Source organism: Corynebacterium sp. CNCTC7651 (assembly GCF_021496665.1).
GTDB lineage: Bacteria > Actinomycetota > Actinomycetes > Mycobacteriales > Mycobacteriaceae > Corynebacterium.
In genome coordinates, this window is the sequence record NZ_CP071246.1 from 338,523 (window position 1) to 364,270 (window position 25,748).

Below are 25,748 nucleotides of genomic sequence, written 5' to 3' on the forward strand. Positions count from 1 at the left end.
CTTGTCCGCAACGCGCGAGTTGCCGCAGGGGTTGTCATTGGACAACCCCCATGACTTGCGTAACCGTCCCTCCCCGCTGCCGCGGTGGGTGCAGTACGCGATGATCGTGGTGTTCGCCGCCGGGTTCATCGCGGCCTCCTTGTTTTCTGCGACGGAGCACTGGCGCCGCGCCACCTTCACACTTGGGGCGACCATGGTGTGGGTGGCGCTCATGCGCCTGACCTGCGATTCGAAGGTGATCGGCCTGCTTGCGGTGCGCTCCCGGCGCTTCGACGTGCTCTTTTGCACCGCCGTAGGCGCAGGCATGATGTGGCTCGCGTACTCCGTGGACTCGCTGGGGTCCTAGCACCGGTTGCTCGCAGCCACCCCGGCACAGCTTTTGATGGCAAAACATCAACACCTGTGGCAGGGACGCGCGCACCGCTAAGAGTGGTAATGGTGGAACGATGAGCGAACCCGTCCTCGTCCTCGCCGACATCCACCTCGGCCGCAAGCAGCACGGCGACAAAAAGACCGGCCCCGGCATCGAATGGGCGCTTGACGCACTCGAGCGGGGTGCCGCCTCCGGTGCCCAGCACATGGTGATGTTGGGAGACATCATCGACCGCAAGCGCTTCACCGACGCCACCTACGGCGAGGTCACCTGCTTCTTCGAGCGGGGGCTTTCGCTTTTCGACGACTCCTTGTTCATCTCCGGCAACCACGACGTGCACCACGATCTCTCCGGCGTGATTCCAGGCGGCGTGGTGGTCGCAGGGATCCAACCGCAGACCGTGAGGGCAGGCGAGTGGGCGCTGCACACCGCCGCAGTTGAAATCGATCGAGATCCGCGACGCTTGGTTCCGGAATTTCCGGCAGCCGTCGAGGGGGCACCGAATCTTGGCCTGCTGCATACCTCGGTGACAGGGGAATATTCCAACCACGACTGCCTGCCTTGCACGCTGGAGGAGCTGGAGCAGTGCGAATACGGTGCCTGGCTTCTCGGTCACGTGCACCAGCAGGTCACGCTTGCTAGCGATCCTTTTATTGGCTGGGTCGGCATGGGCAAGGCCTACATTGCCTCGGCGAGCGGAACGCGGGTGAAGGTTACGCCCCTCGATCGCTAGATCGCGTAAACGCCGCGGACCGCGTCGACCTCGCGTCCGGACGGGGTCTGCTCCGTCAGCGTGATGAAGTTGCGCAGTATGCGGTCCATCTGCCGCGCCTCCACCAAGAACGCGTCGTGGCCGACGGGGGAGGAGAGCTTGGCCATCGCCAGCAGGTTGCCCAGGTTGCGGGAAAGGTGTTCCTGCTGGTGGTAGGGGTAGAGGATGTCCGTATCCACGCCCACCACCATGGTGGGCACGTTGATGGAGTGCAGCGCCTTGTTCAAGCCCCCGCGGCCGCGCCCCACGTCGTGGCGGTTCAGCGCCTCGGTGAGGGCGACGTAGCAGGCGGCGTCGAAACGCTCGGTGAGCTTCCTGCCCTGGTGCTCGAGGTAGCTCTGGACGGCGAAGCGCTGGTCGTCTGCGCGGAACGCCCCGAGCGGGTTCTCGCCGGGTTGGGAGGATGTGCCGAAGCGTTCGTCGATCTCCAGCTCGCCGCGGTAGGTGAGGTGGGCGATGCGGCGCGCTGCGGCTAGACCCGCATCGGGGGAAACACCGGCCGCGAAGTAGTCGCCGCCGTGCCAGTCCGGGTCGCGCGTAATGGCGCCGATCTGGGCGGACTGGATGCCGATCTGCCACGCGCTCGCACGGGCGGAGACGGCGATGACCAGCGCGAAGCCCACACGGTCCGGGTAGAGCAGGGTCCACTCAAGCGTGCGGGCCCCACCCATGGATCCGCCCAGCACCGCGTGCACGCGGCCGATACCGATTGCGTCGAGCGCCATGGCTTCGGCCGCCACCATGTCCCGGATGGAGATGGCGGGGAAGCGCGACCCCCATTTTCCTCCGTCCGGGTGTTCGCTGGCCGGGCCGGTTGAGCCGTAGCAGGAGCCGATGGCGTTGGTGCACACCACGCACCAGCGGTCCGTGTCCAGCGCCTTGCCGGGGCCTACGACCTCGCACCACCATTCGTCCGCGCTGGCATCGCCCGTCAGCGCGTGCTCCACCAAGAGCACGTTGTTCTCACCGTCCGGCTTGCCGCGCAGCTCCCCCCAGCGGCGGTACGCAATCTCCACGCCGGTGATGGTGGCGCCAGCCTCGGTCCGCACATCGCCGATGGAAACGACTACCGGGCCTTCCCCATCGGGAATGGTATGCAGTGCAGGTGTAGTCATGGGGCTAATCGTAGGCAATTTGCCAGATAGTGAACAAAGCTGTCTATATTATATTCCTAGTCCAGAACCAGAAAACGGCCACCGAAATGGTGGCCGTCCCTGTGCATTGATCTAGCGCGCTAGGCGCCGCCGTAACGTTCGTTCAGAATCAAAGGAGCAAGCTCAACGGGCTCAATGCTTTCACCCCAGGCGGGGACGTTCCCACTTGGAGACCGTCCGTTTTGTCTGCCGTTTTGCAGCAAGCGGTCTATCTTGCGGGTTGGGGGCTGAAGAATAGTGCAAATGCCCCAGCTCACGATAGTGTGACCTCCGATTCCGAGACAGGGGAGTGGAACTTGGCTACTTTGACTAGCACGTCACACCCATGACGTCTTGTCGCGCCGTACTTGAAGGAAGCCTCCGTGTCTGTCCAGCCCGCCGATCACGTCCGTGAAGACATCCGACTCCTTGGCCGGGTGCTCGGCCGTGTGATCGCCAAGCAGGAAGGGCAGGAGATCTTCGACTTGGTCGAATCCACCCGCCGCGCCGCCTTCGACATCTCCCACGGGGATGCCGCCCCGGAAGATCTGCTCGCAGTCTTCCACGACATGGACATCACCAAAATGAACCTCGTTGCACGCGCTTTCAGCCACTTCGCGCTGCTGACCAACTTGGTTGAGGACTTAGATGACGAGAAAGTTGCCGCACCGGTCTCGTTGCGCACCAGCTTCGCCCACCTCAAAGACAGTGGTGTGGACGCTGACAAGGTCGCCGAACTCATCAGCGGGGCGCAGGTCTCCCCGGTGCTCACCGCACACCCGACTGAGACCCGTCGCCGCACCGTCTTCGACACCCAGACCCACATCAAACGCCTGCTGAGTGAACTCCATGCCGGTGCCGACCCGGCAGCCATCGAACGCGAGATGGAGCTGCGCATGACCCTGATGTGGCAGACCGCGCTTATCCGCATCGCGCGCCCGCGCCTCGAGGACGAAATTGATGTCGGCCTGCGCTACTACAAGCTCTCTCTGCTTGAGCAGATCCCGGCCCTCAACCGCGCGATCCGCTACGAGCTGCGCGACACCTTCGAACGCGACCTCGAGCTCACCCCCGTCGTGCGCCCCGGCTCCTGGATCGGCGGCGACCATGACGGCAACCCGTACGTGAATGCAGACACTCTCACGTATGCCACCCGCCAAGCCGCCGATGCCGTGCTCGGCTACTACGTCGACGAGCTGGGCGAGTTGGAGCGCGAGCTGTCCCTCTCAGACCGCTACTCCACCTCATCGGAGGAGCTTTCCAAGCTTGCCGAGTCCGCGAACAACACCGCCGAGTCCCGCGTCGACGAGCCCTACCGCCGCGCCATTTACGGCATCCGCCACCGCGTCGCCGCGACCCGCGAAGTACTCGCCGGCGAGCCGAGAACCGGCGAACATCTGCCGTATGCGGACCCGGGTGAGCTGCTTGCAGACTTGGACGTGATCGATGCCTCCCTGCGTGCGCACGGCGGCGCCATTATTGCAGACGACCGGCTGGGCCGCCTGCGCTCTGCGGTGACCACCTTCGGTTTCCACCTGTACACGCTAGACCTGCGCCAAAACTCCGAATCCTTTGAAAAGGTCGTGGCTGAAGTACTGAGCGTTGCCGGCGTGTGCGAGGACTACGCGTCGCTTATGGAGGAAGACCGCGTGGAGGTGCTCGTCGAGGAGCTGCGCACCCCGCGCCCGCTGCTGCGCGCCGAGGCCCAGCTTAGTGATGACACACGCAAGGAAATGGGCATCCTCGCCGCCGCTGCCCGCGCCGTGCAAGACCTCGGCCAGGGCGCGATCGCGCAGTGCATTATCGCCATGACCGGGGCCGTCTCCGACATCCTCGAACCCATGGTCCTGCTTAAGGAAGTTGGTCTGAATGGTGTCAACGTCGTCCCGTTGTTTGAAACCATCGAAGACCTTGCGCACGGCGCCCGCATCCTCGAAGACCTTTGGTCGCTCCCGTTCTACCGCGAACACCTCCGCGCCCGCGGCGATGTCCAGGAGGTCATGCTCGGTTACTCCGACTCCAACAAGGACGGCGGCTATTTGCAAGCGAACTGGGCTCTTTACGACGCCGAACTCGCCCTCGTCGAACTCTGCAACCGCCACGGCATCCACCTTCGACTCGCGCACGGCCGCGGCGGGGCAGTCGGCCGCGGCGGCGGGCCCACGTACGACGCCATCCTCGCCCAACCCAAGGGCGCTGTCGCCGGCTCCATCCGAATCACCGAACAAGGCGAGATCATCTCCGCCAAGTACGGCTCGCCCGAGACCGCGCGCCGCCACCTCGAGGCTTTGGTTGCCGGCACTCTTGAGGCCTCCCTCCTGGATACCGAACCTATCGAAGACCCGACCCGCGCTTACGACATCATGCGTACGCTTGCCGCCTACTCCGGCGAAAAGTACAAAGAACTCATCGGCGACCCTGGCTTTATTGGCTATTTCACCCAGTCCACCCCGTTGCACGAGATCGGCGAGCTCAACCTCGGCTCCCGCCCGGCGTCGCGCAAACAGACCACGGCGATCTCCGACCTTCGCGCCATCCCTTGGGTGCTGTCCTGGGCGCAGTCGCGCACCAACGTGCCGGGCTGGTTCGGCGTCGGCACCGCGGTCGAGCGCTGGGCGGGCGAGAGTGAAGAGCGCTGGGAGGACCTGCGCGAGCTCTACCGCGACTGGCCTTTTTTCCGCTCCGTGCTGTCCAACATGGCCCAAGTCATGGCCAAGGCGGAGATGTCGCTAGCCCGCCTCTATGCCGACCTAGTGGAGGACCGCGAGGTAGCCGAACGCATTTACACGCTCATCGCCGATGAATTCCAGCGCACCAAGGTGGTTTACTTCCGCATCACCGGGCATACGGACCTTGTAGCCGAAAACCAGCGCCAGGCCCGATCCCTGAAACGTCGCTACCCCTACCTCCTGCCGCTCAACGCTATCCAGCTCGAGCTGCTTCGCCGCTACCGCGCCGGCGACGAGACCTTCCTCGTCTCCAAGACGATTCAGGTCACCATGAACGGGCTCGCCACCGCCCTGCGCAACGCGGGGTAGGTTTCTGCGGCTGGGGCGCGGGGTGGATCCCCTGCAACCCGCTTCAGAAGCAAGAAAGAGGCAAGAAAAAGTTTCTCCAGGTAGGAGAATCTTTCGAGCGGTTTTAGGGCTGTTCTGGCGCCCTTTTCCGGTTACGGAGCAATAAAGATTTTGAGCCTACGGGCCCAGGGATGAACGTGTGACTGATCTGCTTTGGGTGCTCCTGTTCGGTTTTGGGAAGTTGTCCGTATTGGCGGCCTCTTTTGGCCGCGAGGTTCTTTCAGGAAGGGGCGAAACGTAGATGACAATCAGTCACACCGGTCGATGATGGAGGGATGTACCGATGAGCAATCGTGAAGGCGGTATCCCGCGCTAAAGGACGCGACCATGCGTGAGCAGCTGTCGCTCCACCGTGCCTGGGAAGCCCAAACTGGCAACGATTGAAATCGGTTAGTGCCGTAAGTCACATAGGTAGGTTTTCCTACTTGTGTAACATAAATCTGAGTGTGATAATTACCACACGGCGAAAGCCCCTTCGCCGCTGAATGCCTACCGATGGGGGGAACCATGAACTGGGCAATGAGTCCTTCTACCGCCATTGCTAGAGCATGTCTCTTCTGAAATCAGGCCTATTAGCCGTGGGGATAGTCGCCACGGCCATTCTGGCGACTACCGTGGCTTTCCTCGGCGCGAGGCTTTACTCAGCGATCGATGGTCACCTGGGTGAGTACGGGGTACAGGTGGAATCAGATCGCACCGCTTCGGAGCGTGCGAGTTTCTATTCCGAGCTGGCCGAGTTTGCGCGAAGCAATGACTTCGATATCGCGATTAACTACTCGTCGCTCGCTGCCTCTGGTGGTGAGCAGCGAGTCTACTCATCCTCGCTTCCGCCTAACGGCGGTCGGATGGAACGGCCGCGCTTTGAACGCGGGGAAGTTGACATATTTTATCCGCTGGAAGACTTTCCATACTCTGATCCAAGGCAACCTCTCCATCTCAAAGGGTCTGCGACGGACGAGCAACACTTGCTGCGGTGGTTAGCCGAACAGGGGCTCGACGCGGTGCCTCTTACCAGTTACTTCTCCGAAATCTTTGCATCTTCGACAATTCCCATTCTGCTGATCCTATCTGTGCTCCTGTGTCTGGTACTAGGCGCGGGCCATGTCATTGCCCGCTCGCGGGAGGTCGGTGTTCATCGACTGCTTGGGCTCAGCGTCGCAGAAACGACCCGTATTGAAATTCAGCGCCAAAGCGTTGCCCTTACGATCGCCTACCTCGGAAGCCCACTGATTGTTGCTGGCCTTCTTTATGCCTACAACGGGTGGGCGGAGAGCTGGGTATTTTGGAGAATGTATTTCACGATCAGCGTGATTCTGTCTGTGTGTTTGCTCGTTGGCTACCTAGGTGGGCAGTTTCTGGTTCGCAGGACATCGATACCGCAATCCATCAAGGGCAAGATCCACGCGCGGCCAATTCTCTATTCCCTGACTGCCGTCCGCGGAGTGACCCTGGTTGCTGCGCTCAGTGTGGTTGCAACCTTGGTTGGGTTTTCTGCGGAACTCGAGGCGCGTCACCGCTTGCAGGGGCTGTGGGATGCTCACCGTGGGCCGCAAGAGTTGGCGTTGAACGTCAACACGGCTTTCGAAGACTGGTCAGATACAGAGACCGCAGCGCCATTCCGGGTTGCCGACGAGGCGGGAGACGTGCTCCTCGTTGATCCTTATTGGATTACATGGCCCGTGGAATTAGAGGCACCAGTCCTATTAGCGAACCAGGAATTCGCGAGACAGGCGGGAGTGTCGATGTTGGATGGTGCTGCAGTGACGGTCTGCTCGCCGGGAGAAACGTCGGTGCACTCGAGAAACGTGATCGAGGATTCGCTCGAATTCGAGGCCGGCTATGCCAATGAACCAGCGCCCGACATAGAGTGGCGGGACGGTTGCAGCTTAGGCTCGGTATTCACCTATGACGTTAACTACCGTCCGCAAGTCGATAACCCGATTCTCGTCATACTCCCGCGTGGCCTCGCTCCGTTGGGCGACCACAACTTGATGTCAAAGGTATCCCAGCAAGTCCTTCTAACTGTCTCCCCTGACGTACCTTCGCAAATGTTGAAGGGCGCTACTGGGAACACACTTGCTTTCTTTAGACCGCGTGAAGACTCATGGCAGGCGAGCATTCGCACCGCCGAGCAGAATGTGGCTCTGTGGGGGCTGAATGGTTTTGCATCAGTCCTGCTTGTGACGGTCTTGGTCGGAGCCACGGTCCTTACTTTTCGCGTCACCTACCGGCGCAAAATCCACGTTGCCTATGTTTGTGGGCGAAGCCCTTGGTGGGTTGCAAAAGAAGCAGTAGCTATCGAAGTTGCATTCTTCCTAGCCACGATTGGTTGGCTGCTTTATAAGGTTCGCGATCATTGGATTCAAGCCGAGAGCCGCGTGCCGTCAACCTGGAGTATCGGGTTTGAACATCAATGGTCGCCATCCACCATCGTCGCAGTAGTAGGTTTCGGCGCAGTATGGTTCATGGTTTCTGTGGGGTTGATGCTCAAAGCTGCTTCGCGGTGGGATGCAAGAGGAGGTACGGAACCGCAATGACAATTCAGGTAAACGAAGTATCCTGCGCATTTGGCGAGCGGACGGTTTTGCAAGCTTTCACAGCCACGTTTAGGGCAGGTCGAATCACGGCGCTCACAGGGCCCTCCGGCAGCGGCAAGACAACCTTGCTCAATATGTTAGGTGGGCTGACCACGCCGGATTCGGGGACGATCGAGTTCGAGGGGCTCGACATCGCATCTATGAATTCGCGCGCACGTCGCAAATTTCGGCGATCAAACGTCGGATATCTGTTTCAGGACTACGGTTTGGTCTCCGATCTCTCTGTGATGGAGAACATCAAGATCGCTGTCCCCCGCGTCTCCCGCGAAACAATGGAGGCGGCGCTGAATGAAGTCGGACTTGGCGGATCCGAGAAGCGAACGGTGAGCGAACTTTCTGGTGGTGAACAACAACGCATCGCTTTGGCACGAGTCATTCTCGCGCAGCCGAAAATAGTGTTAGCAGATGAGCCAACCGGAGCCCTCGATAAAGCAAATGCGCAACTCGTTCTTAAGCATCTACGCCATTTTGCTCAGAAAGGCGCAGTAGTCGTCGTAGCCACCCATTCTGCGTTTATCTCCAATAATTCAGATGAGGTAGTGGAGCTCTGATGTAGCGGAAAAATATAGCTGGGATCGAGCGTCACCCCTGTACTTGTCGGATGCGCAGTCGTTTGGTGACGCGTAGGCAGCACCCAGCGACTACGGGAGGGGTGGCGTTTGGGGATGGAAGGCGAAACTGGGCTGATCAACGTGGCTGTCTCGGTCGGGCACAGCGCTTCCCAGCCGGCTAACGCCGGTGGCGAGACCTTCCTCGTACCCGAGACGATCCAGGTCACCATGAACGGGCTCGCCATCGCCCTGCGCAACGCCGGGGAGGTTGTCGGCTTCGACGCCTCGGAGCCGGAGAGGTGGATCCAACCTAAAACGCGCCCGAGAAGCAAGAAACAGGCAAGAAAACGATTCCGCAGGTAAGGGAGTTTTTTGAAGAGTTTAAGGGCTGTTTTGGCATCTTTTTCTGGTTACGGAGCAAGAAAAAATCGCTCTTCTGATCTGATCTAGGTGGTCTAGTTCGTCGGGTAAGCGTTTGCGGTAAGTGGGGCGGAGGTACCGGGCTGGGCACAGCGCTGCCCAGCCTGACCAAACAAAAACGGCCGGTGTCGGGGCGCGAAACCCCGACACCGGTCGATTTCAGATCAGCGAGCTACTTCTCCAGTGCGTCGATGATCTTGTTGAAGGTTGCGGACGGGCGCATGACCGCGGAGGTCTTCTCCTCGTCCGGCCAGTAGTAGCCGCCCAGGTCAACAGCGCCGCCCTGTGCGTCGATCAGCTCCTGGTTGATCGCGTCGGCGTTAGCGCGCAGTGCCTCAGCCACCGGAGCGAACTTCTCAGCCAGCTCCGCATCCTCGGTCTGCTTCGCCAGCTCCTCTGCCCAGTAGGTGGCCAGCCAGAAGTGGGAACCGCGGTCATCGATCTCGCCGACCTTGCGGGACGGGGACTTGCCCTCGTTCAGCAGGGTCTCAGTCGCGCGGTCCAGGGTGTCGCCCAGCACGCCGGCGCGCTGGTTGCCGTTCTGGTTCAGCTCGTGGCGGAAGGACTCCGCCAGCGCCAGGTACTCGCCCAGGGAATCCCAGCGGAGGTGGTTCTCCTCCTGCACCTGCTGGACGTGCTTCGGGGCGGAGCCGCCGGCACCGGTCTCGAACAGTCCGCCGCCAGCCATCAGCGGCACCACGGAGAGCATCTTCGCGGAGGTGCCCAGCTCCAGGATCGGGAACAGGTCCGTGTTGTAGTCACGCAGCACGTTACCGGTCACGGAGATGGTGTCCTCGCCGCGGCGGATGCGCTCCACGGAGGTGCGGGTGGCCTCAACCGGGGAAGCGATGGAGATGTCCAGGCCCTCGGTATCGTGGTCCGCCAGGTACTTGTTCACCAGCTCGATCAGGTTGCGGTCGTGCGCGCGCTCCTCATCCAGCCAGAAGATGGTCTTCATGCCGGACAGGCGTGCACGGTTCACGGCCAGCTTGACCCAGTCCTGGATCGGGGCATCCTTGGTCTGGCATGCACGCCAGATGTCGCCCTCCTCCACGTGGTGCTCAATCAGTACGTCGCCTGCGGAGTTGACCACCTGGACGGTGCCGTCGGCCGGGATCTTGAAAGTCTTGTCGTGGGAGCCGTACTCCTCAGCCTTCTTCGCCATCAGGCCCACGTTCGGCACAGTGCCCATGGTGGTCGGGTCGTACGCGCCGTTCGCGCGGCAGTCGTCGATCACGGTCTGGTACACGCCCGCGTAGGAGGAATCCGGGATGACAGCCAGGGTGTCCTGCTCCTGGTCATCTGCGTTCCACATGTGGCCGGAGGTGCGGATCATAGCCGGCATGGAAGCGTCAATGATCACGTCGGACGGCACGTGCAGGTTGGTGATGCCCTTGTGGGAGTTCACCATCGCCAGGTCCGGGCCATCTGCCAGCGCCTGGTCGAACGCAGCGCGGATCTCCTCGCCGTTACCCAGCTCGGACAGGCCCTCGAAGATGGCGCCCAGGCCGTTCTCGCCGTTCAGGCCGGCGTCCAGCAGCTCCTGGCCGTACTTGTCATACACATCCTTGAAGTAGGCGCGCACAACGTGGCCGAAGATGATCGGGTCAGAGACCTTCATCATGGTGGCCTTCAGGTGCGCGGAGAAGAGCACACCCTCCTCCTTGGCGCGCTTCACGGCGTCCAGGAGGAAAGAGTCCAGCGCCCTCGCGGACATGAAGGTGCCGTCCACAACCTCGCCCTCAAGCACCTTGAGGCCGTCCTTCAGCACCTCCTCGGTTCCGTCAGCCTTCACCAGCTTGATGGTCAGCGTGTCCTCGGACGGCATGATGACGGACTTCTCGTTGTGGCGGAAGTCATTCGCGTCCATGGTGGCCACGTTGGTCTTTGACTCCGGGGACCATGCGCCCATGGAGTGCGGGTGCTTCTTGGTGTAGTTCTTCACAGCCTCCGGCGCGCGGCGGTCAGAGTTGCCCTCACGCAGCACCGGGTTCACGGCGGAGCCCTTCACCGCGTCGTACTTCTCCTGCGCATCCTCGTAATCCGGGATGTCGAAGCCAGCCGCCTGCAGCTCGGCGATAGCCTTCTTCAGCTGCACCAGGGAAGCGGAGATGTTCGGCAGCTTGATGATGTTGGCTTCCGGCGTCTTCGCCAGCTCACCGAGCTGCGCCAGTGCGTCATCCATCCGCTGCTCATCGGTCAGGCGATCCGGGAACTGCGCCAGGATGCGACCAGCCAGGGAAATATCGGCGGTTTCCACGTCGATGCCGGCCTGGGAAGCGAATGCCTCCACGATCGGCTTCAGGGAGTACGTCGCCAGCAGCGGCGCCTCGTCGGTGCGGGTCCAGATGATCGTAGACATAGTGCTCCTTATAAGTAAGGTGTCAGACTTCAACCTCCCAGCGTACCGCCTCACGCATGCCGGTATGGTGCAAACCCATGAGCCTTACCATCGCTAGCGTCAACGTCAACGGCATCCGCGCCGCCACCAAGATCCGCAGCGAGGACAACCTCGGCATGCTCGCGTGGCTCGCCGGGACCACGGCGGACGTGGTGCTGATGCAGGAGGTCCGCGCCACCGAGGCCGAGGCCACCGCCGCACTCGCCCCCGCGCTCGAGGCCGGCTGGCACCTCGCCGTCGCCCCCGCCACCGCGCCCGGGGCCAAGGGCCGCGCCGGGGTGGGCATTCTTTCGCGCACCCCGCTTGCCGACGTCCGCGTGGGCATCCCCACCTTCGAAGACGCCGGCCGTTTCATCAGGGCCACACTTCACGACGGTACCGTTGTCGCCTCCCTTTACCTCCCCAGCGGGTCGGCCGGTACGGCGAAACAGGACGAGAAGTACCGCTTCCTGGACGAGTTCGAGCCGCTGCTCGCCCAGTGGGCCGAGGAGGAGCCCGACATGGTGATCGGCGGCGACTGGAACATCTGCCACCGCCGCGAAGACTTGAAGAATTGGAAGACGAACCACAAAAAATCCGGCTTCCTGCCGCACGAGCGCGCGTTCATGGATGCCGTGTTCGGTTGCTTCCCGGACGAGGAGGCGCAGGATGCAGAGCTTAAGAACCTGCCGGGTTGGGCTGGTGCGGTCGAGTACGTCTCAAAGAAGCGTCGAGAAGCATGCGCGGACCCTGGATGGTTCGATGTGGCGCGGCGCTTGAACCCGGAGGACGCGGGGTACACGTGGTGGACGTTCCGCGGGCAGGCGTTCAACAACAACGCGGGCTGGCGCATCGACGTGCAGGCGGCTACGGCCAACATGCTTGAGCGGGCGCAGCGCGCGTGGGTGGACCGCGTGGCGACTGTGGAAGAGCGCTGGTCAGATCACTCTCCGCTGGTGGTGGAGTACCGGTAGCTCGGAACCTTTTCGGGGGAGGGGGTAGCGCTAAAAAGGGGCTGGCCTTGAAAGACTGGCCAGCCCTGGAACCCCGCTAGCGCGGGGAGGATGAGGATCCCAGAATGATAGCGGGCTCATCCCCGCGGGCGCGGGGAGCCAGCCTGGGATCTCCGGATTGACTTTACAAATCAACCGGTGCCACTGGGTATTCAGGATTTTTCGGTATCTCTGGCGATAATTCATGAACGCTATTATTCTTGGAGAGTATCGATGAATTGGAGGGAAGGAGTGGTTCAGCGTGAACATCCCTGAGCTTCCGGCCTCTACCCTTGAGTTTGCGTCAGATGCCGAAGGGTGGGTTGCGGCGCGCTCGGCGCAAGCGAGGGCGCTGTGGGCGAAGTCTGGAGATGACTCCGGTCATCTTTCTTTACCTCAGCACCTCGTCGACACGGCTTGTGTTGCCGCTGGTGTGTTCGATGTCTGGATTTCCGGCGCTATGGTTCGGTTCCTCTCAGATAGGCTCCACCTCACTTCTGACGAAGTCAGGTTGTTGTACATCTTCCTGGCAGGGGTTCACGACGTTGGAAAGGCGATCCCTCAATTCCAGCGCCAAATCGATCGAGGAGAATATGCGCACATTGTTTCCGGAGTGCGCGACGCAGGTCTTTCGCTCGATGCCGCTAACCGCGAGCAGCAAGAGCAGAAGATTCCGCATGGTGTCGCCTCGGGGGTGATCCTCTCTGAGTGGCTCGTGGGGCGCGGCATGGCCCGCTCCGTGGCCAGGAGGCTCGCTGCAATCGTGGACGCGCACCACGGAATAGCGTCCCAAGAAGAGGCCAGTAGCGCAGCGGCGCACGCAGCAACTATGTATCCGCCGGAGTGGGGCAAGGTTCAAGAAGAGCTTGTCGACGCTATGGCTCAACTAACTGGGTTTGAATCTGTAGTGAGCCGCATCCGCAGGGTGCGAACCGCGCCCGCGCAAGTCCTCTCCGGGCTTGTTGTGATGGCTGACTGGATCGCCTCCAACGCGGATGCATTTCCAATGGGCAGTGGCGGATCGCAGGTCGACCGTGCTGTTCGCGGTCTTGCAGCGATCGAACTTACTGGGCCGTTGCGCACCAGGGCGGTCGAAGGGGGTGTTGATCAGGTATTTGCAGAATTCTTCGGGTGGGGAAGTGAACGCACGCCGCGCTCTGTGCAACGGGCGGTTGTCGATGCGGTACGCGAAGTTGATGGCCCTTGCCTGGTGATTGTCGAGGCGGAAACCGGAGTCGGTAAGACAGAAGCGGCTCTTGCTGGTGCGGGACTCATGGTCGCGAAAAGCGAGGCGCAAGGTGTGTATTTCGCGGCCCCCACAATGGCTACAGCGAATGGGCTGCTGGAGCGCACCCTCGACTGGGCCTCACGGGCTGGGGAGAGTGGAAGCGTTGCTTCCATGTACCTTGCCCACTCGAAGAACTCCCTGGTTGAGCCGTATCAGTCTCTGCGATTTCAAGGCATTGGGGAGGACCTTGAACACGGCAGTGTTGTGGCGAAGGAATGGATGAGCGGGAGGCGAAAAGGCCTGCTTTCCAACATCGTTGTTGGCACCGTCGACCAAGTGCTGATGCTTGCGCTGACACAGCGGTACTCGATGCTGCGGCATGCAGCGCTAGCAGGCAAAGTGGTGATTTTCGATGAGGTGCACGCGTACGACGCGTACACCTCGGAGTACCTGCTGACCACCCTCGAATGGCTGCACTATTACGGCGCAAGCACCATTGTGATGAGCGCAACGCTGCCACCAGACCGCCGCAACGCCATGATCTCTGCCTACACGGATGCGAGACCAAACGAGGACCCTGGAGTTGCATACCCGCTTGTCACGGTTGCAACTGATGAGCACGTTCGGTTCCATACCCCGGAACCGTCCCCGACCACGCTGACAGCCACGATCGAGGTGATCGCGGACGATACTGACACGCTGCGTGCCAGCCTGGAGAACAACTTGGCGGATGGCGGCTGCGCGCTCGTCCTTTGCAACACGATTGCCCGCGCCCAAGACGCGTATCGGGTCCTCAGCGATGCTTTCCCCGAAGAGGTCACCTTGCATCACGCCGGATTCATGTCCTGGGAGCGAGTCGAGAGAGAAGATGAGCTGCGCGCTGAGCTAGGTCCAGATGCCCGCAGGGGCGCAGGTCGCCCGCTGCGCAAAGTGGTCGTCGCGACACAGGTCGCTGAACAGAGCCTCGACATCGACGTGGACGTGCTGTACTCGGACATTGCGCCAATGGACCTTGTTATCCAACGTGCGGGGCGTCTGCACCGCCATCTGCGTCCTGTCACCGATCGCCCGGGCCAAGTCAGTTCGCCGCGGATCTACATCCGAGGGTTCGTGCAGCGGGAACCTTGCCCGATATTTGATTCCGGTACGGCGGCAATCTACGACCCCAAAATCCTTCTCCACACCGCAGCTCTGCTGCCCGATGCGTTTCAGCGCCCTGGCGATATCGCCCCGCTGGTCCACGCAACCTACAGAGGGAGCGTCGACGTGCCGCCTGCGTGGCTTCCGATCTACGAGGAGGCGAAAGAAGCGTCCAGGTTACGGGAGGAAAGTGCAGCTAGACGGTCCCGCGATTTCCGAATTGCAGCTCCAGAGGACGCAAAGCATCTCCGCGAGCTTTTCACGCTGACTGATCAGGCCCTCCGGACTCTGGATAAAGGGGAGGAGCGCGGCACCGCACAGGTTCGCGATGCCGAACCAACGGTCGAGGTCATCCCCATTGAGCTCACGGAATTCGGTTATTTCCCTCTTGGGCAACCGAACGGGGAGGTCCTGTGGGATGCGGACCCAGAGCCTCGGGTTGCGCGCCACCTTGCGGCGAGCACTGTTCGCCTGCCTGTCCGTATGACGCGTGCACTCGCTGACTTCGAGGCAGTGGTTGGCCAGCTGGAGGAATCCACGCCGAAAACCTGGGACGGAAATTATCTCCTCCGCGGACAGCTGGCGCTCCCTCTCAACGCCGGTTGGGTAGCGCAGCTGGGCAGGTTCCAGGTGAGGTATTCGTCAGAGCTCGGACTCGAAATTTTGAGCGACAACACCTCTCGTGCTGTCGGAGGCGGCGGATAGTGTCCCAATTGCTACTCGGAATTAGAAAGGAGATTTGCCATGACATTCAACTTGGTTGACCACGAATGGGTAGCGTGCCACGTCAATGGCGAGAAACGGATTGCGAGCTTGCGCGAGCTGTTCGACGGATCGACTCACGCGACGGCGGTTATGGGTGATTCGCCGACGCAGGACTACGCGGTACTGCGAGTGCTCCTTGCGGTGTTTTGGAGGGCTCATCATGCTGAGCTCGCTGAAACTCTGACATCGAAACGCGCCCGCGATGACTTTGAGTGGGAAGAATGGTTCGTGGATACGCGAACCGCGCTGCTTGCCACTGGGAGGGACGAAGCGGTCCTCAGCTACCTGGATACGCACTACGACAGGTTTGATCTGCTTGACTCGGAACAACCATTCATGCAGGTAGGAGATCTAGTTGCATGCAACGGGACGACGCAATCGGTTTCTCGCATAGTTCCAGAGGCGGAGCACGATTACTTCACTATGCGTACCGGCGATGGACGCGAAGCGCTCGGTCTCGCTGAGGCGGCTCGGTGGCTTATTCACTGTCAGGCCTACGACTATTCCGGCATCAAGACGGGTGCTGTCGGTGACCCTCGCGTCAAGGGCGGAAAAGGCTACCCGATCGGAACCGGCTGGAGCGGGATGACGGGCGGTACCGTCATCGTGGGCTCTACGTTGCTGGAGACACTCATTCTCAACACCACGGCCTCTTCGGTGTTGGAGGACAGCTTGCCCGTGTGGGAGCGAGACCAAGACACTGCGGCCCCGCGTCTGGTCTCGCCCAGCGGCGCTGCGGAATTTGCTACCTGGCAGGCCCGACGGATCCGTCTTTATGAAGAAAACGGTCTGGTAACGAAGGTTCTTGTGAGCAACGGGGATGGAATCCCGGATGCTGGCCTTAACGCTTTCGGCGACCCGATGACTCCGTACCGATACAGCCCGAACAAGTCAAAAAAGGGGAAGCCGGCCTTCTACCCGCGTCCGCACGATATGCGGCAGACAATGTGGCGCTCGCTCGACCCCTTGATCGCCGTGGACAAGGATGCCCAGTACGACGGGGCCGAGACTGCGCCGAAGCGTCCCGAGACGCTTACGAACCTCGCGGAGATTGCAGCCGAAACCGGCCAGGATGACGTCTTCGATGTCGCACTTGTGTCCATGGAATACGGGGCCCAGTCGTCTTCCGTTGCAGTCACGATGAGTGCAAGTATTGGCCTTCCGCTCGTGGTATTGCGAGGGGATGCCCTAGGTGCTGAGATGCGCCGCGACGTGCGCAACGCTGCGGCCGCCGCTGCAGCGGCCAGATATTCCCTCGGTCGCTTCGCTGGTCAGCTCTTGCAGGCGGCGGGCGGTGAGTATGCCTTTAGCCAAGAGCCCGCAGACAGACTTTTCGCTGAGTTGGAGCCGCAGTTCGTTGCGTGGCTCCGTGGAGTGACGGCGGAAAACATAGAGGAGAAATCAGTCGACTGGCAACGTACGGTCCGCCAGGTGGTGCTCGAAACAGCTCACGAACTGATCGTCGGTGCAGGTCCGAGAGCACTCATCGGACGTCTGGAGGGGGCGGGACAGGACGGGGGAGACGGACGAATCCTCAATGCCGGCACCGCTGAGCGTCAGCTGCGTCGACGTTTGGATAAGGACCTCCCGTTGAGCGTGCAGAAAGACTCCGTCACCCAAAGCGAGAAAGGAATGAACGAATGACACAACCATCAGTGCCACCGAGCGGTGCACCGTTGTGCAAGAGCGTTGCTCGAACTGCCGACAAGCTGCAGCGCGACTACCTAGACAACCCGTATGGGCGTGATGCCGCGGATGCTCGGGCGGCGCTAGCAGAACTCCGTAAGGCATCGGCGTTAGAACCTGCGAAAAACCCCATGGGGTTGCAGAAAATCATCGGCATGCTGAACCCGCCGCTCAACGAGGATTTCATGGGCCATGACGATCGTCTATCAGCGTCGGAAGTTGCGCTCTACCGATCGCTCTCGCTCTTTGGGGTGCATATGCAGAGCGCCAAGAAGCCGATGCATACGAGTGAAGTCTCGTTCGCTCAGGCTTGTGGTCAGCTTATGCCCCGAACTGAATCGAAATCTTTCAAGCACCGTTTCGACGCACTTCAGCTGGCGACGGACGATGCTTCTCGCGCAGTCCACTTGCGCTCACTCGTCTCGCTTCTGCGGAACTACGAGCTGGCATTTGATTACGGACGGTTCTCCGAGGACCTGCGCGCGCTGGCGAACCCGAACCGAAAGCCGGGAGTGCTCCTTCGTTGGGGCCGCGACTTTGCTCGAGGTGCACGCCAGCTTCAAGACGCACCGCCCCCAGAAGACGTCGACACCACCACCAACACGAACTAGCCACCCGCCTTTTTTTGAAAGGAACACACCATGACCCTCACCATCGATATCCACGCCCTGCAGACCGTGCCCCCGTCACTGATCAACCGCGATGACACTGGCTCGCCGAAGTCCGCGATCTACGGTGGCACCCCGCGCCAGCGCGTCTCCTCGCAGGCATGGAAGCGGGCGATTCGCAGCTACTACCGTGAGAACTTTGAAACTGAAGCAATCGGTGCGCGGTCGAAGCGCCTTCCCGAAAAGATCACGAAACAGCTCGCTAAGGCAACCGGCTGGGATGAGGTAACCGCACTGCAGCGCGTCCGCGAGCTGTTTGCCGCAGCAAAGATCGGGCTTGTGGAAGAAAAGAAGCCGAAGAAAAAGGCCGAGGCTGAGTCCCAGAACGAGAACACAGAAACCAAGTACCCCGAAACCGGGTACCTATTCTTCTTCAGTCAGCAGCAGATTGATCGCGCCGTAGCCACGCTTGCTGCCCTGGAGGAGGGGGAGAAGGTGGATAAGAACACCGCGAAAGAGATTCTTAACTCCGACGCTTCTGTGGATATGGCAATGTTCGGCCGGATGGTCGCAGATGACGCATCGTTCAACATCGACGCTGCCGTTCAGGTTGCACACGCCATTGGCGTTCACACGAGCGCACCGGAATTCGACTACTTCACTGCCGTCGACGACCTTGCGGCCGACGGACATGAAACTGGCGCAGGCATGATTGGCACCACCCAGATGATGTCGTCCACCCTCTACCGATACGCAACCGTCAACGTTGAGGGTCTCGCGAAGAACCTCGGATCGACCGAGGCCGCGCATGAAGCAGCGTCCCGCTTCATCGAAGCGTTTGCCTGCTCGATGCCGACCGGCAAAATCAACACCTTCGCAAACCAGACGGTGCCGGAGCTGCTCTACGTCACGGTCCGTGATACCCGTCCAATCTCCCTCGTTACCGCGTTTGAGCACGCGGTGGAAGCGAAAGACGGGGCTGGCCGCCGCGAGGTTGCCACTCGCCGCCTCGCGGAGGAGGCTACCAACGTGCGCGAGGCATACGGTTTCCAGCCGCTAGCGTCGTACGTAGTCGGTCTCGGAACGTCCGCCGATGCCTTTAAGGGGATAGCGGATCGCGTCACGCTTCCGGAACTCGCTGAAAAGATCCGTGCTGATCTGGCTGCAGCAGAGGCGAAGTAATGGCTCACTCTCTGTTACTACTCCTCAAGGGGCCAATGCAGTCGTGGGGCGACGAATCGAGGTTCAAAGTCCGCGCAACCGCTCCCACCCCCTCCAAATCCGGCATTGTCGGCTTACTCGCCGCAGCCGAGGGCAGGCGTCGCAGTGATCCCGTCGAAGACCTGGCGGCGCTGACCCTCGCGGTCCGGGTAGACCAATCCGGGAGCCTCCTGCGTGACTATCAAACAGCGCAGGACTGGATCAGAAAGCCCGGCAGTTCTGCATCCCTGGTCACGCGGTACTACCTGGCAGATGCCGCGTTTGTCGCCGCTGTGGAATCCGAGCACCGGGAGGTCGTCGAAGGCCTTGAATCCGCGCTTCGGCAGCCCGCCTACCCGCTGTTCATGGGCCGTCGGTCGTGTCCCGTGCACCCCGGCTTGGTGCTGGGAATCGTTGATAAGCCTGCAGAAGAGGCGCTCCATGAGCACAAATCGTGGCATGCTACCACGGCACACAAGTCCCGGTCGCCCCGCCAAGTGCGCCTCCCGATCTACCGGGATGCGCTGCCTGGAGAAAGCGGTGGGGTGGCAAGGCAGGATGTCCCGCTTTCGTTCGACCCCCGCCACCGCCAGTACGGGTGGCGCAACGTAATCCAGTCGAGCTACGTCGACATGAATAATCCCGACGGCGCAGAAGCGTCGGATCCCTTCTTTGATGCGGTGGTGTGGGCATGACAACGATGACCAGGGTTCTCATTAATCCAAAGCGGCGCGGTGGAGCTCGTTTGCTTTCCGACGCTCAGTCGATGCACGCCGCAGTTCGCAGCGCGTTTCCCCCGGACATAGACGAGACGGACTCCCGGGTGCTATGGCGAGTGGATCCGCATGAGCATCACAGTGTGCTTTACATCGTGGGGCCTGAAGTTCCCACTGTGGACCACATTGTCGATCAGGCAGGGTGGCCGGAACGGCCGGGAGAGACAGCAAACTACGATCGCCTTCTTGGCAGCTTGATGAAAGGCCAACGGTGGCACTTCGAACTTGTGGCGAACCCTACATATTCCGTCTTTGAAAAGGGAAAGCGCGGGAAGGTGAAAGCGCATGTGTCTCCGGTGCACCAACTCGATTGGTTGTACAAGAAGGCTCCGGGGTGCGGGTTCGCTCTCGCCCAGCGCGACGCGACTGACGCGCTGGGTGCTGTCCCCCAGATCACCGAGCGGTGGACTGACGTGTTCCATCGCGATAGGGCTGCTGGTGCACGCAAACAACCCGTGCGCGTGGCCAAGGCACGTTTCTCTGGGACGCTCCAAGTTTCAGATGCAGCGCTGCTGCGGACGAGTCTCCAGCAAGGGATTGGCCGCGCGAAAGGGTACGGCTGTGGATTGCTGACGCTTGCACCGTTGGGCCAGATTCAGTGAGCACCCCCAGTGAAGTTCCCATCACGCGCCTCGCTCTCTCGCGTTTAGAGAACCGGATCTCATTTCTCTACGTCGAGAGAGCAACAGTGAATCGGGACGGTAATGCACTTACGATTACCGACGACAGAGGCATCGCTCACGTTCCCGCAACCGCCCTGGCAGCGCTTCTCCTCGGGCCAGGCACACGGGCTACCTATGCGGCGATGGCATTGCTGGGAGATGCTGGGACGAGCGTTGTGTGGGTCGGGGAGCGCGGTGTGCGCTTCTACGCGCAGGGCCGTCCGCCTGCGAAGTCATCGCGATGCGCGGAAAAGCAGGCGGAGATAGTGACACACCAGAGAAAGCGTCTGGATTGTGCCAAGCGGATGTACTCCCTGCGTTTTCCCGGTGAGGACCTCGAAGGTCTTTCGATGTCGCAGCTCCGCAGCCGGGAGGGCGCGCGGATGAAGCGCATTTACGCAGCTGAAGCGCAACGAACCGGAGTTTATTGGGATCGAAGAAGCTATGACCCGAATGACTTCGAATCTTCGAATCCGATTAATCAAGCACTAACTGCAGCGAGCGCTGCGCTGTACGGGGTAGCGCATGCTGTTGTTGCGGGCCTCGGATTCGTACCCGCGCTTGGGGTAGTGCACACCGGAACTGATCGTTCGTTTGTGTACGACATTGCAGACCTCTACAAGGCTGAGATTGCGATTCCCGCGGCATTTGACGCCGTCGCTGCAAATTGTGGCCAACCCTCAGTTGAAGTCAGGCGGTTAGTTCGCGACTTGGTCGTGAGCACGCGTCTCATGCCTCGAATGGTGAAAGACATCAAGTACGTAATGGACGTGGACGACGAGGTCTTGCCATCCGATGCCGAACTCTTCCTTTGGAGCGAGCTCGAGCTGATTGCAGCCGGAGTTAACTGGTCTGAAAAGGAGCTCAAGCAGTGATTGTCCTCGTTGTCACTGCTTGCCCAGCCGGATTGCGAGGTGATTTAACTAAGTGGCTCCTTGAGGTTACCCCTGGTGTCTTCGTTGGAACCCCGAGCGCGCGAATTCGCGATCTTCTTTGGGATCGCACAGTAGCGCTGTGTAAAGACGGGCGTGCGCTACTGGTGTACTCCTCCAATTCGGAGCAAGGGATGGAGTTTCGGACCCATCGACACAGCTGGGTGCCCACCGATTTCGACGGGATTACGCTGATGATGCGAAAGCACCCGCCCTCGGAAGCGAAACGCAGGAAGGGTTGGAGCAAGGCAAGGCGTCAACGCGCAGCGTACGACGCTCATTGGGGACCTCAAGGCGACAAGTTGTGATCGGATTGGGTTCAACCCAACAGTTGCGTCCGGCAAGCAGTTGAATCTCTAGACCGTGTTAGAGTGGCAAACGGGCTGCTCACTGAGTGTGCTCCCCGCGCTAGCGGGGATGAGCCCATCGGGCGAAAGCACCAAGGTCAGGAGGTAAAGTGCTCCCCGCGCTAGCGGGGATGAGCCCGATACGGTGCAGCCCGACAAGGGGCGTGTGTCGTGCTCCCCGCGCTAGCGGGGATGAGCCCCGCAAGGTCTCCACCATCAAACCGTCCGAGGTGTGCTCCCCGCGCTAGCGGGGATGAGCCGTGGTGTACTCGCGGAGGCGGGCGTGGGAGAATGTGCTCCCCGCGCTAGCGGGGATGAGCCGTCGTAGATCGCCTGCTTCGAGGTCTGCGCACGGTGCTCCCCGCGCTAGCGGGGATGAGCCCCCACAATGCGCACGTTGCCACCACCAGTGATTGTGCTCCCCGCGCTAGCGGGGATGAGCCCACGGGGGTGTCCACCATTGTGGTGTCGGTGGAGTGCTCCCCGCGCTAGCGGGGATGAGCCACTAGCCCCCGCATTTCATTCTGACCGCGCTTCGTGTGCTCCCTGCGCTAGCGGGGATGAGCCGATCGGCGGGCAAGAGGCCACCCTCTACCCGGGCGTGCTCCCCGCGCTAGCGGGGATGAGCCCCCGCCAAGCCGAAACCGCGCCCGTGCGTGAACGTGCTCCCCGCGCTAGCGGGGATGAGCCCGCCTTACCCTGCTGCGAGCGCTTAAGCTCCTTGTGCTCCCCGCGCTAGCGGGGATGAGCCCCGTGAGCGTGTCGTGGCCATAGGCAGAAGTAAGTGCTCCCCGCGCTAGCGGGGATGAGCCCACCATCCCCGTCCTCACACACGAAGGAGAATCGTGCTCCCCGCGCTAGCGGGGATGAGCCCTCGTTCCAGCGGAAGCGGTCGTACTCCAGCGAGTGCTCCCCGCGCTAGCGGGGATGAGCCCTACCACCCAACAGCGGGGGGGGGGGGCTTAGTTCAGTGCTCCCCGCGCTAGCGGGGATGAGCCAGGTTGCGTTGGAGGTTGCGGAGAATCTGCGTGGTGCTCCCCGCGCTAGCGGGGATGAGCCTAGGAGCGCGAGCTCACCCGCCGTCGCGATACGGTGCTCCCCGCGCTAGCGGGGATGAGCCCAGGGCCTCTCCCGAGACGCGTGCGGAGGCCTCGTGCTCCCCGCGCTAGCGGGGATGAGCCTCGTGCAACGCGGCGGGCCGCGCGTGGCGGTGCGTGCTCCCCGCGCTAGCGGGGATGAGCCGCTATCTTCCGCTACGGCGGCACCAATGATGGTGTGCTCCCCGCGCTAGCGGGGATGAGCCCTCGTTCCAACGGAAGCGGTCGTACTCGAGCGAGTGCTCCCCGCGCTAGCGGGGATGAGCCGGTGTTCACCTACACGCCTGTGGAGCAGGTGAAGTGCTCCCCGCGCTAGCGGGGATGAGCCCTTAATACCTGTAAGGCCGATAAGGCAGCACAGGTGCTCCCCGCGCTAGCGGGGATGAGCCGGGCATGGGTATTGAAACCTCTGGCCTATCAAAGTGCTCCCCACGCTAGCGGGGATGAGCCCAGCGGTCACAGGGGACCTCCTTGGTTCAGGCCGTGCTCCCCGCGCTAGCGGGGATGAGCCCCCGTCCGGCAGCGTCACCATCCACCTCCACACGTGCTCCCCGCGCTAGCGGGGATGAGCCCGTGACGAACGGGGTGCCGCCGAGCCGCGAGCTGTGCTCCCCGCGCTAGCGGGGATGAGCCCCCGTCCGGCAGCGTCACCATCCACCTCCACACGTGCTCCCCGCGCTAGCGGGGATGAGCCCGTGACGAACGGGGTGCCGCCGAGCCGCGAGCTGTGCTCCCCGCGCTAGCGGGGATGAGCCCACGCGCACGGTCACGACGGAGGGGCAGCGGGAGTGCTCCCCGCGCTAGCGGGGATGAGCCCACCCTGCCCATCAGCCGGAAACTTGCTGCCATGTGCTCCCCGCGCTAGCGGGGATGAGCCCGTCGACAACCCGTGGTCCGCGCTTGCGTTCGTGTGCTCCCCGCGCTAGCGGGGATGAGCCCGCGCTTGCACAAACACCCGCACCGGGGAGGTCGTGCTCCCCGCGCTAGCGGGGATGAGCCCTTGAGGAACTTCGCTTCACCCATGAGCTCCGCGTGCTCCCCGCGCTAGCGGGGATGAGCCTGTGCACGTTGCCACCACCAGTGATGCCGTGTTGTGCTCCCCGCGCTAGCGGGGATGAGCCTTGGGGGCGCGACGTGCTGAAACCGCCGGAGAAGTGCTCCCCGCGCTAGCGGGGATGAGCCGATCGCTTCACGGTCGCGGTCCTCGTTCTCGGCGTGCTCCCCGCGCTAGCGGGGATGAGCCCGCAACGGACGCAGGCGGAGACGGCGAAAACGCGTGCTCCCCGCGCTAGCGGGGATGAGCCGGACGCGCCGGGACGCGGGTCTGCGGGGCTGCGGTGCTCCCCGCGCTAGCGGGGATGAGCCCCCGAACACGTTGGTGAAGCGGTACGAGGACGGGTGCTCCCCGCGCTAGCGGGGATGAGCCCGCGGCAACGTGTTTGAAGCTGAACGATTCGCGGTGCTCCCCGCGCTAGCGGGGATGAGCCCGGTAAACGGTCGCCGGAGTCGCTGAAGGGCGAGTGCTCCCCGCGCTAGCGGGGATGAGCCGGGCAACTTTGAGCAGGGCGAGTACGAGTTCCTGTGCTCCCCGCGCTAGCGGGGATGAGCCCCCGCAGCTGCTGACTCCGACTTCGCAGCCGCCGTGCTCCCCGCGCTAGCGGGGATGAGCCCGGGTTGTTAGCCATTTGGTGCTACTCCTTGCTGTGCTCCCCGCGCTAGCGGGGATGAGCCCGGGGTGCCGCCGAGCCTCGAGGAACGGTGTGCGTGCTCCCCGCGCTAGCGGGGATGAGCCGATCGAGGACTAACCCACAATGCAGTACATCGAGTGCTCCCCGCGCTAGCGGGGATGAGCCCTGCCGCGCCGTGCTGCGCTGCCGCAGATTGAGGTGCTCCCCGCGCTAGCGGGGATGAGCCTCTGTCGCGCCCACTGCTTACGAGCTTCAGCGCGTGCTCCCCGCGCTAGCGGGGATGAGCCCAGACCCGTATCCACCAGCTAGAAGCAGAATTGGTGCTCCCCGCGCTAGCGGGGATGAGCCTCCGCTTGCCTGCGTAGTTGATAGCCATGCCCTGTGCTCCCCGCGCTAGCGGGGATGAGCCCAGATCGACGAGCACGGTCTTGCCCTGCTCCGGAGTGCTCCCCGCGCTAGCGGGGATGAGCCGGTTATGTCGATATTGAAGGCTTTAACGTCAACGTGCTCCCCGCGCTAGCGGGGATGAGCCCAGGAGCGTCGCCCGGCCACCACAGGTCGACCTGTGCTCCCCGCGCTAGCGGGGATGAGCCCACGAACGAGTGGCGGCAGACCAATGCCGATGAGTGCTCCCCGCGCTAGCGGGGATGAGCCCACGGGGTGGCCGCCCGCCGCGCTACTTCCCCAGTGCTCCCCGCGCTAGCGGGGATGAGCCGGCCGGAGCCTGTCGGGGCCACGACGATTGGTGGTGCTCCCCGCGCTAGCGGGGATGAGCCGAGGCGGCGGCGGGCAGCGCTGCCTCTGCGAGAGTGCTCCCCGCGCTAGCGGGGATGAGCCCCGCAACGGCCACCACGTCAGCCTTGCCGGTCAGTGCTCCCCGCGCTAGCGGGGATGAGCCCCAATACGGCACCAACGCCAACTCCATGACGTGGTACTCCCCGCGCTAGCGGGGATGAGCCCCGGAGATTGCCCGCGACATGATTGCCGCGAAGGTGCTCCCCGCGCTAGCGGGGATGAGCCCTCCGCGAACTCTCCCACCGTCAAATAACGTTCGTGCTCCCCGCGCTAGCGGGGATGAGCCCCGTTGCAGGAACACATGCCGGAAGAATTCGAGGTGCTCCCCGCGCTAGCGGGGATGAGCCCCCGCGTTGGACCACCCCGCTGATCATGTGGGCGTGCTCCCCGCGCTAGCGGGGATGAGCCCCGGCGCAGAAGGCTATTGAGGAACTGGGCCTGGTGCTCCCCGCGCTAGCGGGGATGAGCCGGCGCAAGACGTTTAGCCTCCGCCAAGCACAGGGTGCTCCCCGCGCTAGCGGGGATGAGC

General features: G+C 62.2%; 17 protein-coding genes and 1 CRISPR repeat array (1 of these 18 only partly in view). Of the genes, 15 read left to right on the forward strand and 2 right to left on the reverse strand.

Annotated elements, in window-relative coordinates; translation table 11 throughout:
• Position 1: 1 nt before the first annotated feature.
• Complete coding sequence (locus JZY91_RS01720; protein ID WP_234948276.1) at positions 2–346, forward strand: DUF3017 domain-containing protein; 345 nt, start codon at positions 2–4, stop codon at positions 344–346.
• A gap of 100 nt (positions 347–446) precedes the next feature.
• Entirely contained in the window at positions 447–1,106 is a 660-nt protein-coding gene (locus JZY91_RS01725; protein ID WP_234948277.1) for a metallophosphoesterase, read from the forward strand.
• On the opposite strand, the gene JZY91_RS01730 is transcribed toward JZY91_RS01725, so the two are convergent.
• Positions 1,103–2,260, reverse strand: a complete 1,158-nt coding sequence (locus tag JZY91_RS01730) for a homoserine O-acetyltransferase (RefSeq protein ID WP_234948278.1) — start codon at positions 2,258–2,260, stop codon at positions 1,103–1,105. The genes JZY91_RS01725 and JZY91_RS01730 overlap by 4 nt on opposite strands.
• 401 nt (positions 2,261–2,661) lie before the next feature.
• On the opposite strand from JZY91_RS01730, the gene ppc reads away from it, so the two are divergent.
• The 4 genes from ppc (at position 2,662) to JZY91_RS01750 (ending at position 8,866) form a co-directional block, all read left to right on the forward strand.
• A complete protein-coding gene (gene ppc / locus JZY91_RS01735) occupies positions 2,662–5,316 on the forward strand; it encodes a phosphoenolpyruvate carboxylase (RefSeq protein WP_234948279.1) in 2,655 nt (884 codons plus the stop codon).
• A 587-nt stretch (positions 5,317–5,903) separates the two neighbouring features.
• The gene (locus tag JZY91_RS01740; RefSeq protein ID WP_234948280.1) at positions 5,904–7,892 is read left to right on the forward strand and encodes a hypothetical protein; all 1,989 of its coding nucleotides are present in this window, start codon (positions 5,904–5,906) and stop codon (positions 7,890–7,892) included.
• A complete protein-coding gene (gene ccmA / locus JZY91_RS01745; protein WP_234948281.1) occupies positions 7,889–8,503 on the forward strand; it encodes a heme ABC exporter ATP-binding protein CcmA in 615 nt (204 codons plus the stop codon). The genes JZY91_RS01740 and ccmA overlap by 4 nt, the downstream gene beginning before the upstream one ends.
• 114 nt (positions 8,504–8,617) lie before the next feature.
• The gene (locus JZY91_RS01750) at positions 8,618–8,866 is read left to right on the forward strand and encodes a hypothetical protein (RefSeq protein ID WP_234948282.1); all 249 of its coding nucleotides are present in this window, start codon (positions 8,618–8,620) and stop codon (positions 8,864–8,866) included.
• A gap of 229 nt (positions 8,867–9,095) precedes the next feature.
• Here the strand turns inward: JZY91_RS01750 and JZY91_RS01755 are convergent, their stop codons facing one another.
• Entirely contained in the window at positions 9,096–11,285 is a 2,190-nt protein-coding gene (locus tag JZY91_RS01755; RefSeq protein WP_234948283.1) for an NADP-dependent isocitrate dehydrogenase, read from the reverse strand.
• A 77-nt stretch (positions 11,286–11,362) separates the two neighbouring features.
• Between JZY91_RS01755 and JZY91_RS01760 the strand changes: the two genes are divergently transcribed.
• From JZY91_RS01760 to cas2e, 9 genes are all read left to right on the forward strand, one after another.
• Complete coding sequence (locus tag JZY91_RS01760; RefSeq protein WP_234948284.1) at positions 11,363–12,277, forward strand: exodeoxyribonuclease III; 915 nt, start codon at positions 11,363–11,365, stop codon at positions 12,275–12,277.
• A 280-nt stretch (positions 12,278–12,557) separates the two neighbouring features.
• A complete protein-coding gene (gene cas3 / locus JZY91_RS01765) occupies positions 12,558–15,368 on the forward strand; it encodes a CRISPR-associated helicase Cas3' (RefSeq protein WP_234948285.1) in 2,811 nt (936 codons plus the stop codon).
• A 39-nt stretch (positions 15,369–15,407) separates the two neighbouring features.
• Positions 15,408–17,072 carry a type I-E CRISPR-associated protein Cse1/CasA gene (gene casA, locus JZY91_RS01770; protein WP_234948286.1) on the forward strand — a complete coding sequence of 555 codons (1,665 nt, stop codon included), beginning with the start codon at positions 15,408–15,410 and terminating at the stop codon, positions 17,070–17,072.
• Positions 17,069–17,725 (forward strand): type I-E CRISPR-associated protein Cse2/CasB, encoded by a 657-nt coding sequence (gene casB, locus JZY91_RS01775; RefSeq protein ID WP_234948287.1) that lies wholly within the window; start codon positions 17,069–17,071, stop codon positions 17,723–17,725. Before casA ends, casB begins: the two co-directional genes overlap by 4 nt.
• 30 nt (positions 17,726–17,755) lie before the next feature.
• Positions 17,756–18,904, forward strand: coding sequence for a type I-E CRISPR-associated protein Cas7/Cse4/CasC (gene cas7e, locus JZY91_RS01780; RefSeq protein ID WP_234948288.1), 1,149 nt, complete (start codon positions 17,756–17,758; stop codon positions 18,902–18,904).
• Positions 18,904–19,617 (forward strand): type I-E CRISPR-associated protein Cas5/CasD, encoded by a 714-nt coding sequence (gene cas5e, locus JZY91_RS01785; RefSeq protein ID WP_234948289.1) that lies wholly within the window; start codon positions 18,904–18,906, stop codon positions 19,615–19,617. The genes cas7e and cas5e overlap by 1 nt, the downstream gene beginning before the upstream one ends.
• Complete coding sequence (gene cas6e, locus JZY91_RS01790; RefSeq protein WP_234948290.1) at positions 19,614–20,300, forward strand: type I-E CRISPR-associated protein Cas6/Cse3/CasE; 687 nt, start codon at positions 19,614–19,616, stop codon at positions 20,298–20,300. The genes cas5e and cas6e overlap by 4 nt, the downstream gene beginning before the upstream one ends.
• Positions 20,297–21,235 (forward strand): type I-E CRISPR-associated endonuclease Cas1e, encoded by a 939-nt coding sequence (cas1e, locus tag JZY91_RS01795; RefSeq protein ID WP_234948291.1) that lies wholly within the window; start codon positions 20,297–20,299, stop codon positions 21,233–21,235. The genes cas6e and cas1e overlap by 4 nt, the downstream gene beginning before the upstream one ends.
• Positions 21,232–21,600 (forward strand): type I-E CRISPR-associated endoribonuclease Cas2e, encoded by a 369-nt coding sequence (cas2e, locus tag JZY91_RS01800; protein WP_234948292.1) that lies wholly within the window; start codon positions 21,232–21,234, stop codon positions 21,598–21,600. The genes cas1e and cas2e overlap by 4 nt, the downstream gene beginning before the upstream one ends.
• Positions 21,601–21,688: 88 nt before the next feature.
• A CRISPR array of direct repeats spans positions 21,689–25,748; the repeat unit is 28 nt; unit sequence GTGCTCCCCGCGCTAGCGGGGATGAGCC; it runs 1,221 nt beyond the window's last position.

Bases quoted from the DNA above. Each gene is read 5' to 3' on its own strand.
- JZY91_RS01725 (WP_234948277.1), top strand. From the start codon at position 447: ATGAGCGAACCCGTCCTCGTCCTCGCCGACATCCACCTCGGCCGCAAG.
- JZY91_RS01730 (WP_234948278.1), bottom strand. From the start codon at position 2,260: ATGACTACACCTGCACTGCATACCATTCCCGATGGGGAAGGCCCGGTA.
- JZY91_RS01740 (WP_234948280.1), top strand. From the start codon at position 5,904: ATGTCTCTTCTGAAATCAGGCCTATTAGCCGTGGGGATAGTCGCCACG.
- ccmA (WP_234948281.1), top strand. From the start codon at position 7,889: ATGACAATTCAGGTAAACGAAGTATCCTGCGCATTTGGCGAGCGGACG.
- JZY91_RS01750 (WP_234948282.1), top strand. From the start codon at position 8,618: ATGGAAGGCGAAACTGGGCTGATCAACGTGGCTGTCTCGGTCGGGCAC.
- JZY91_RS01755 (WP_234948283.1), bottom strand. From the start codon at position 11,285: ATGTCTACGATCATCTGGACCCGCACCGACGAGGCGCCGCTGCTGGCG.
- JZY91_RS01760 (WP_234948284.1), top strand. From the start codon at position 11,363: ATGAGCCTTACCATCGCTAGCGTCAACGTCAACGGCATCCGCGCCGCC.
- casA (WP_234948286.1), top strand. From the start codon at position 15,408: ATGACATTCAACTTGGTTGACCACGAATGGGTAGCGTGCCACGTCAAT.
- casB (WP_234948287.1), top strand. From the start codon at position 17,069: ATGACACAACCATCAGTGCCACCGAGCGGTGCACCGTTGTGCAAGAGC.
- cas7e (WP_234948288.1), top strand. From the start codon at position 17,756: ATGACCCTCACCATCGATATCCACGCCCTGCAGACCGTGCCCCCGTCA.
- cas5e (WP_234948289.1), top strand. From the start codon at position 18,904: ATGGCTCACTCTCTGTTACTACTCCTCAAGGGGCCAATGCAGTCGTGG.
- cas6e (WP_234948290.1), top strand. From the start codon at position 19,614: ATGACAACGATGACCAGGGTTCTCATTAATCCAAAGCGGCGCGGTGGA.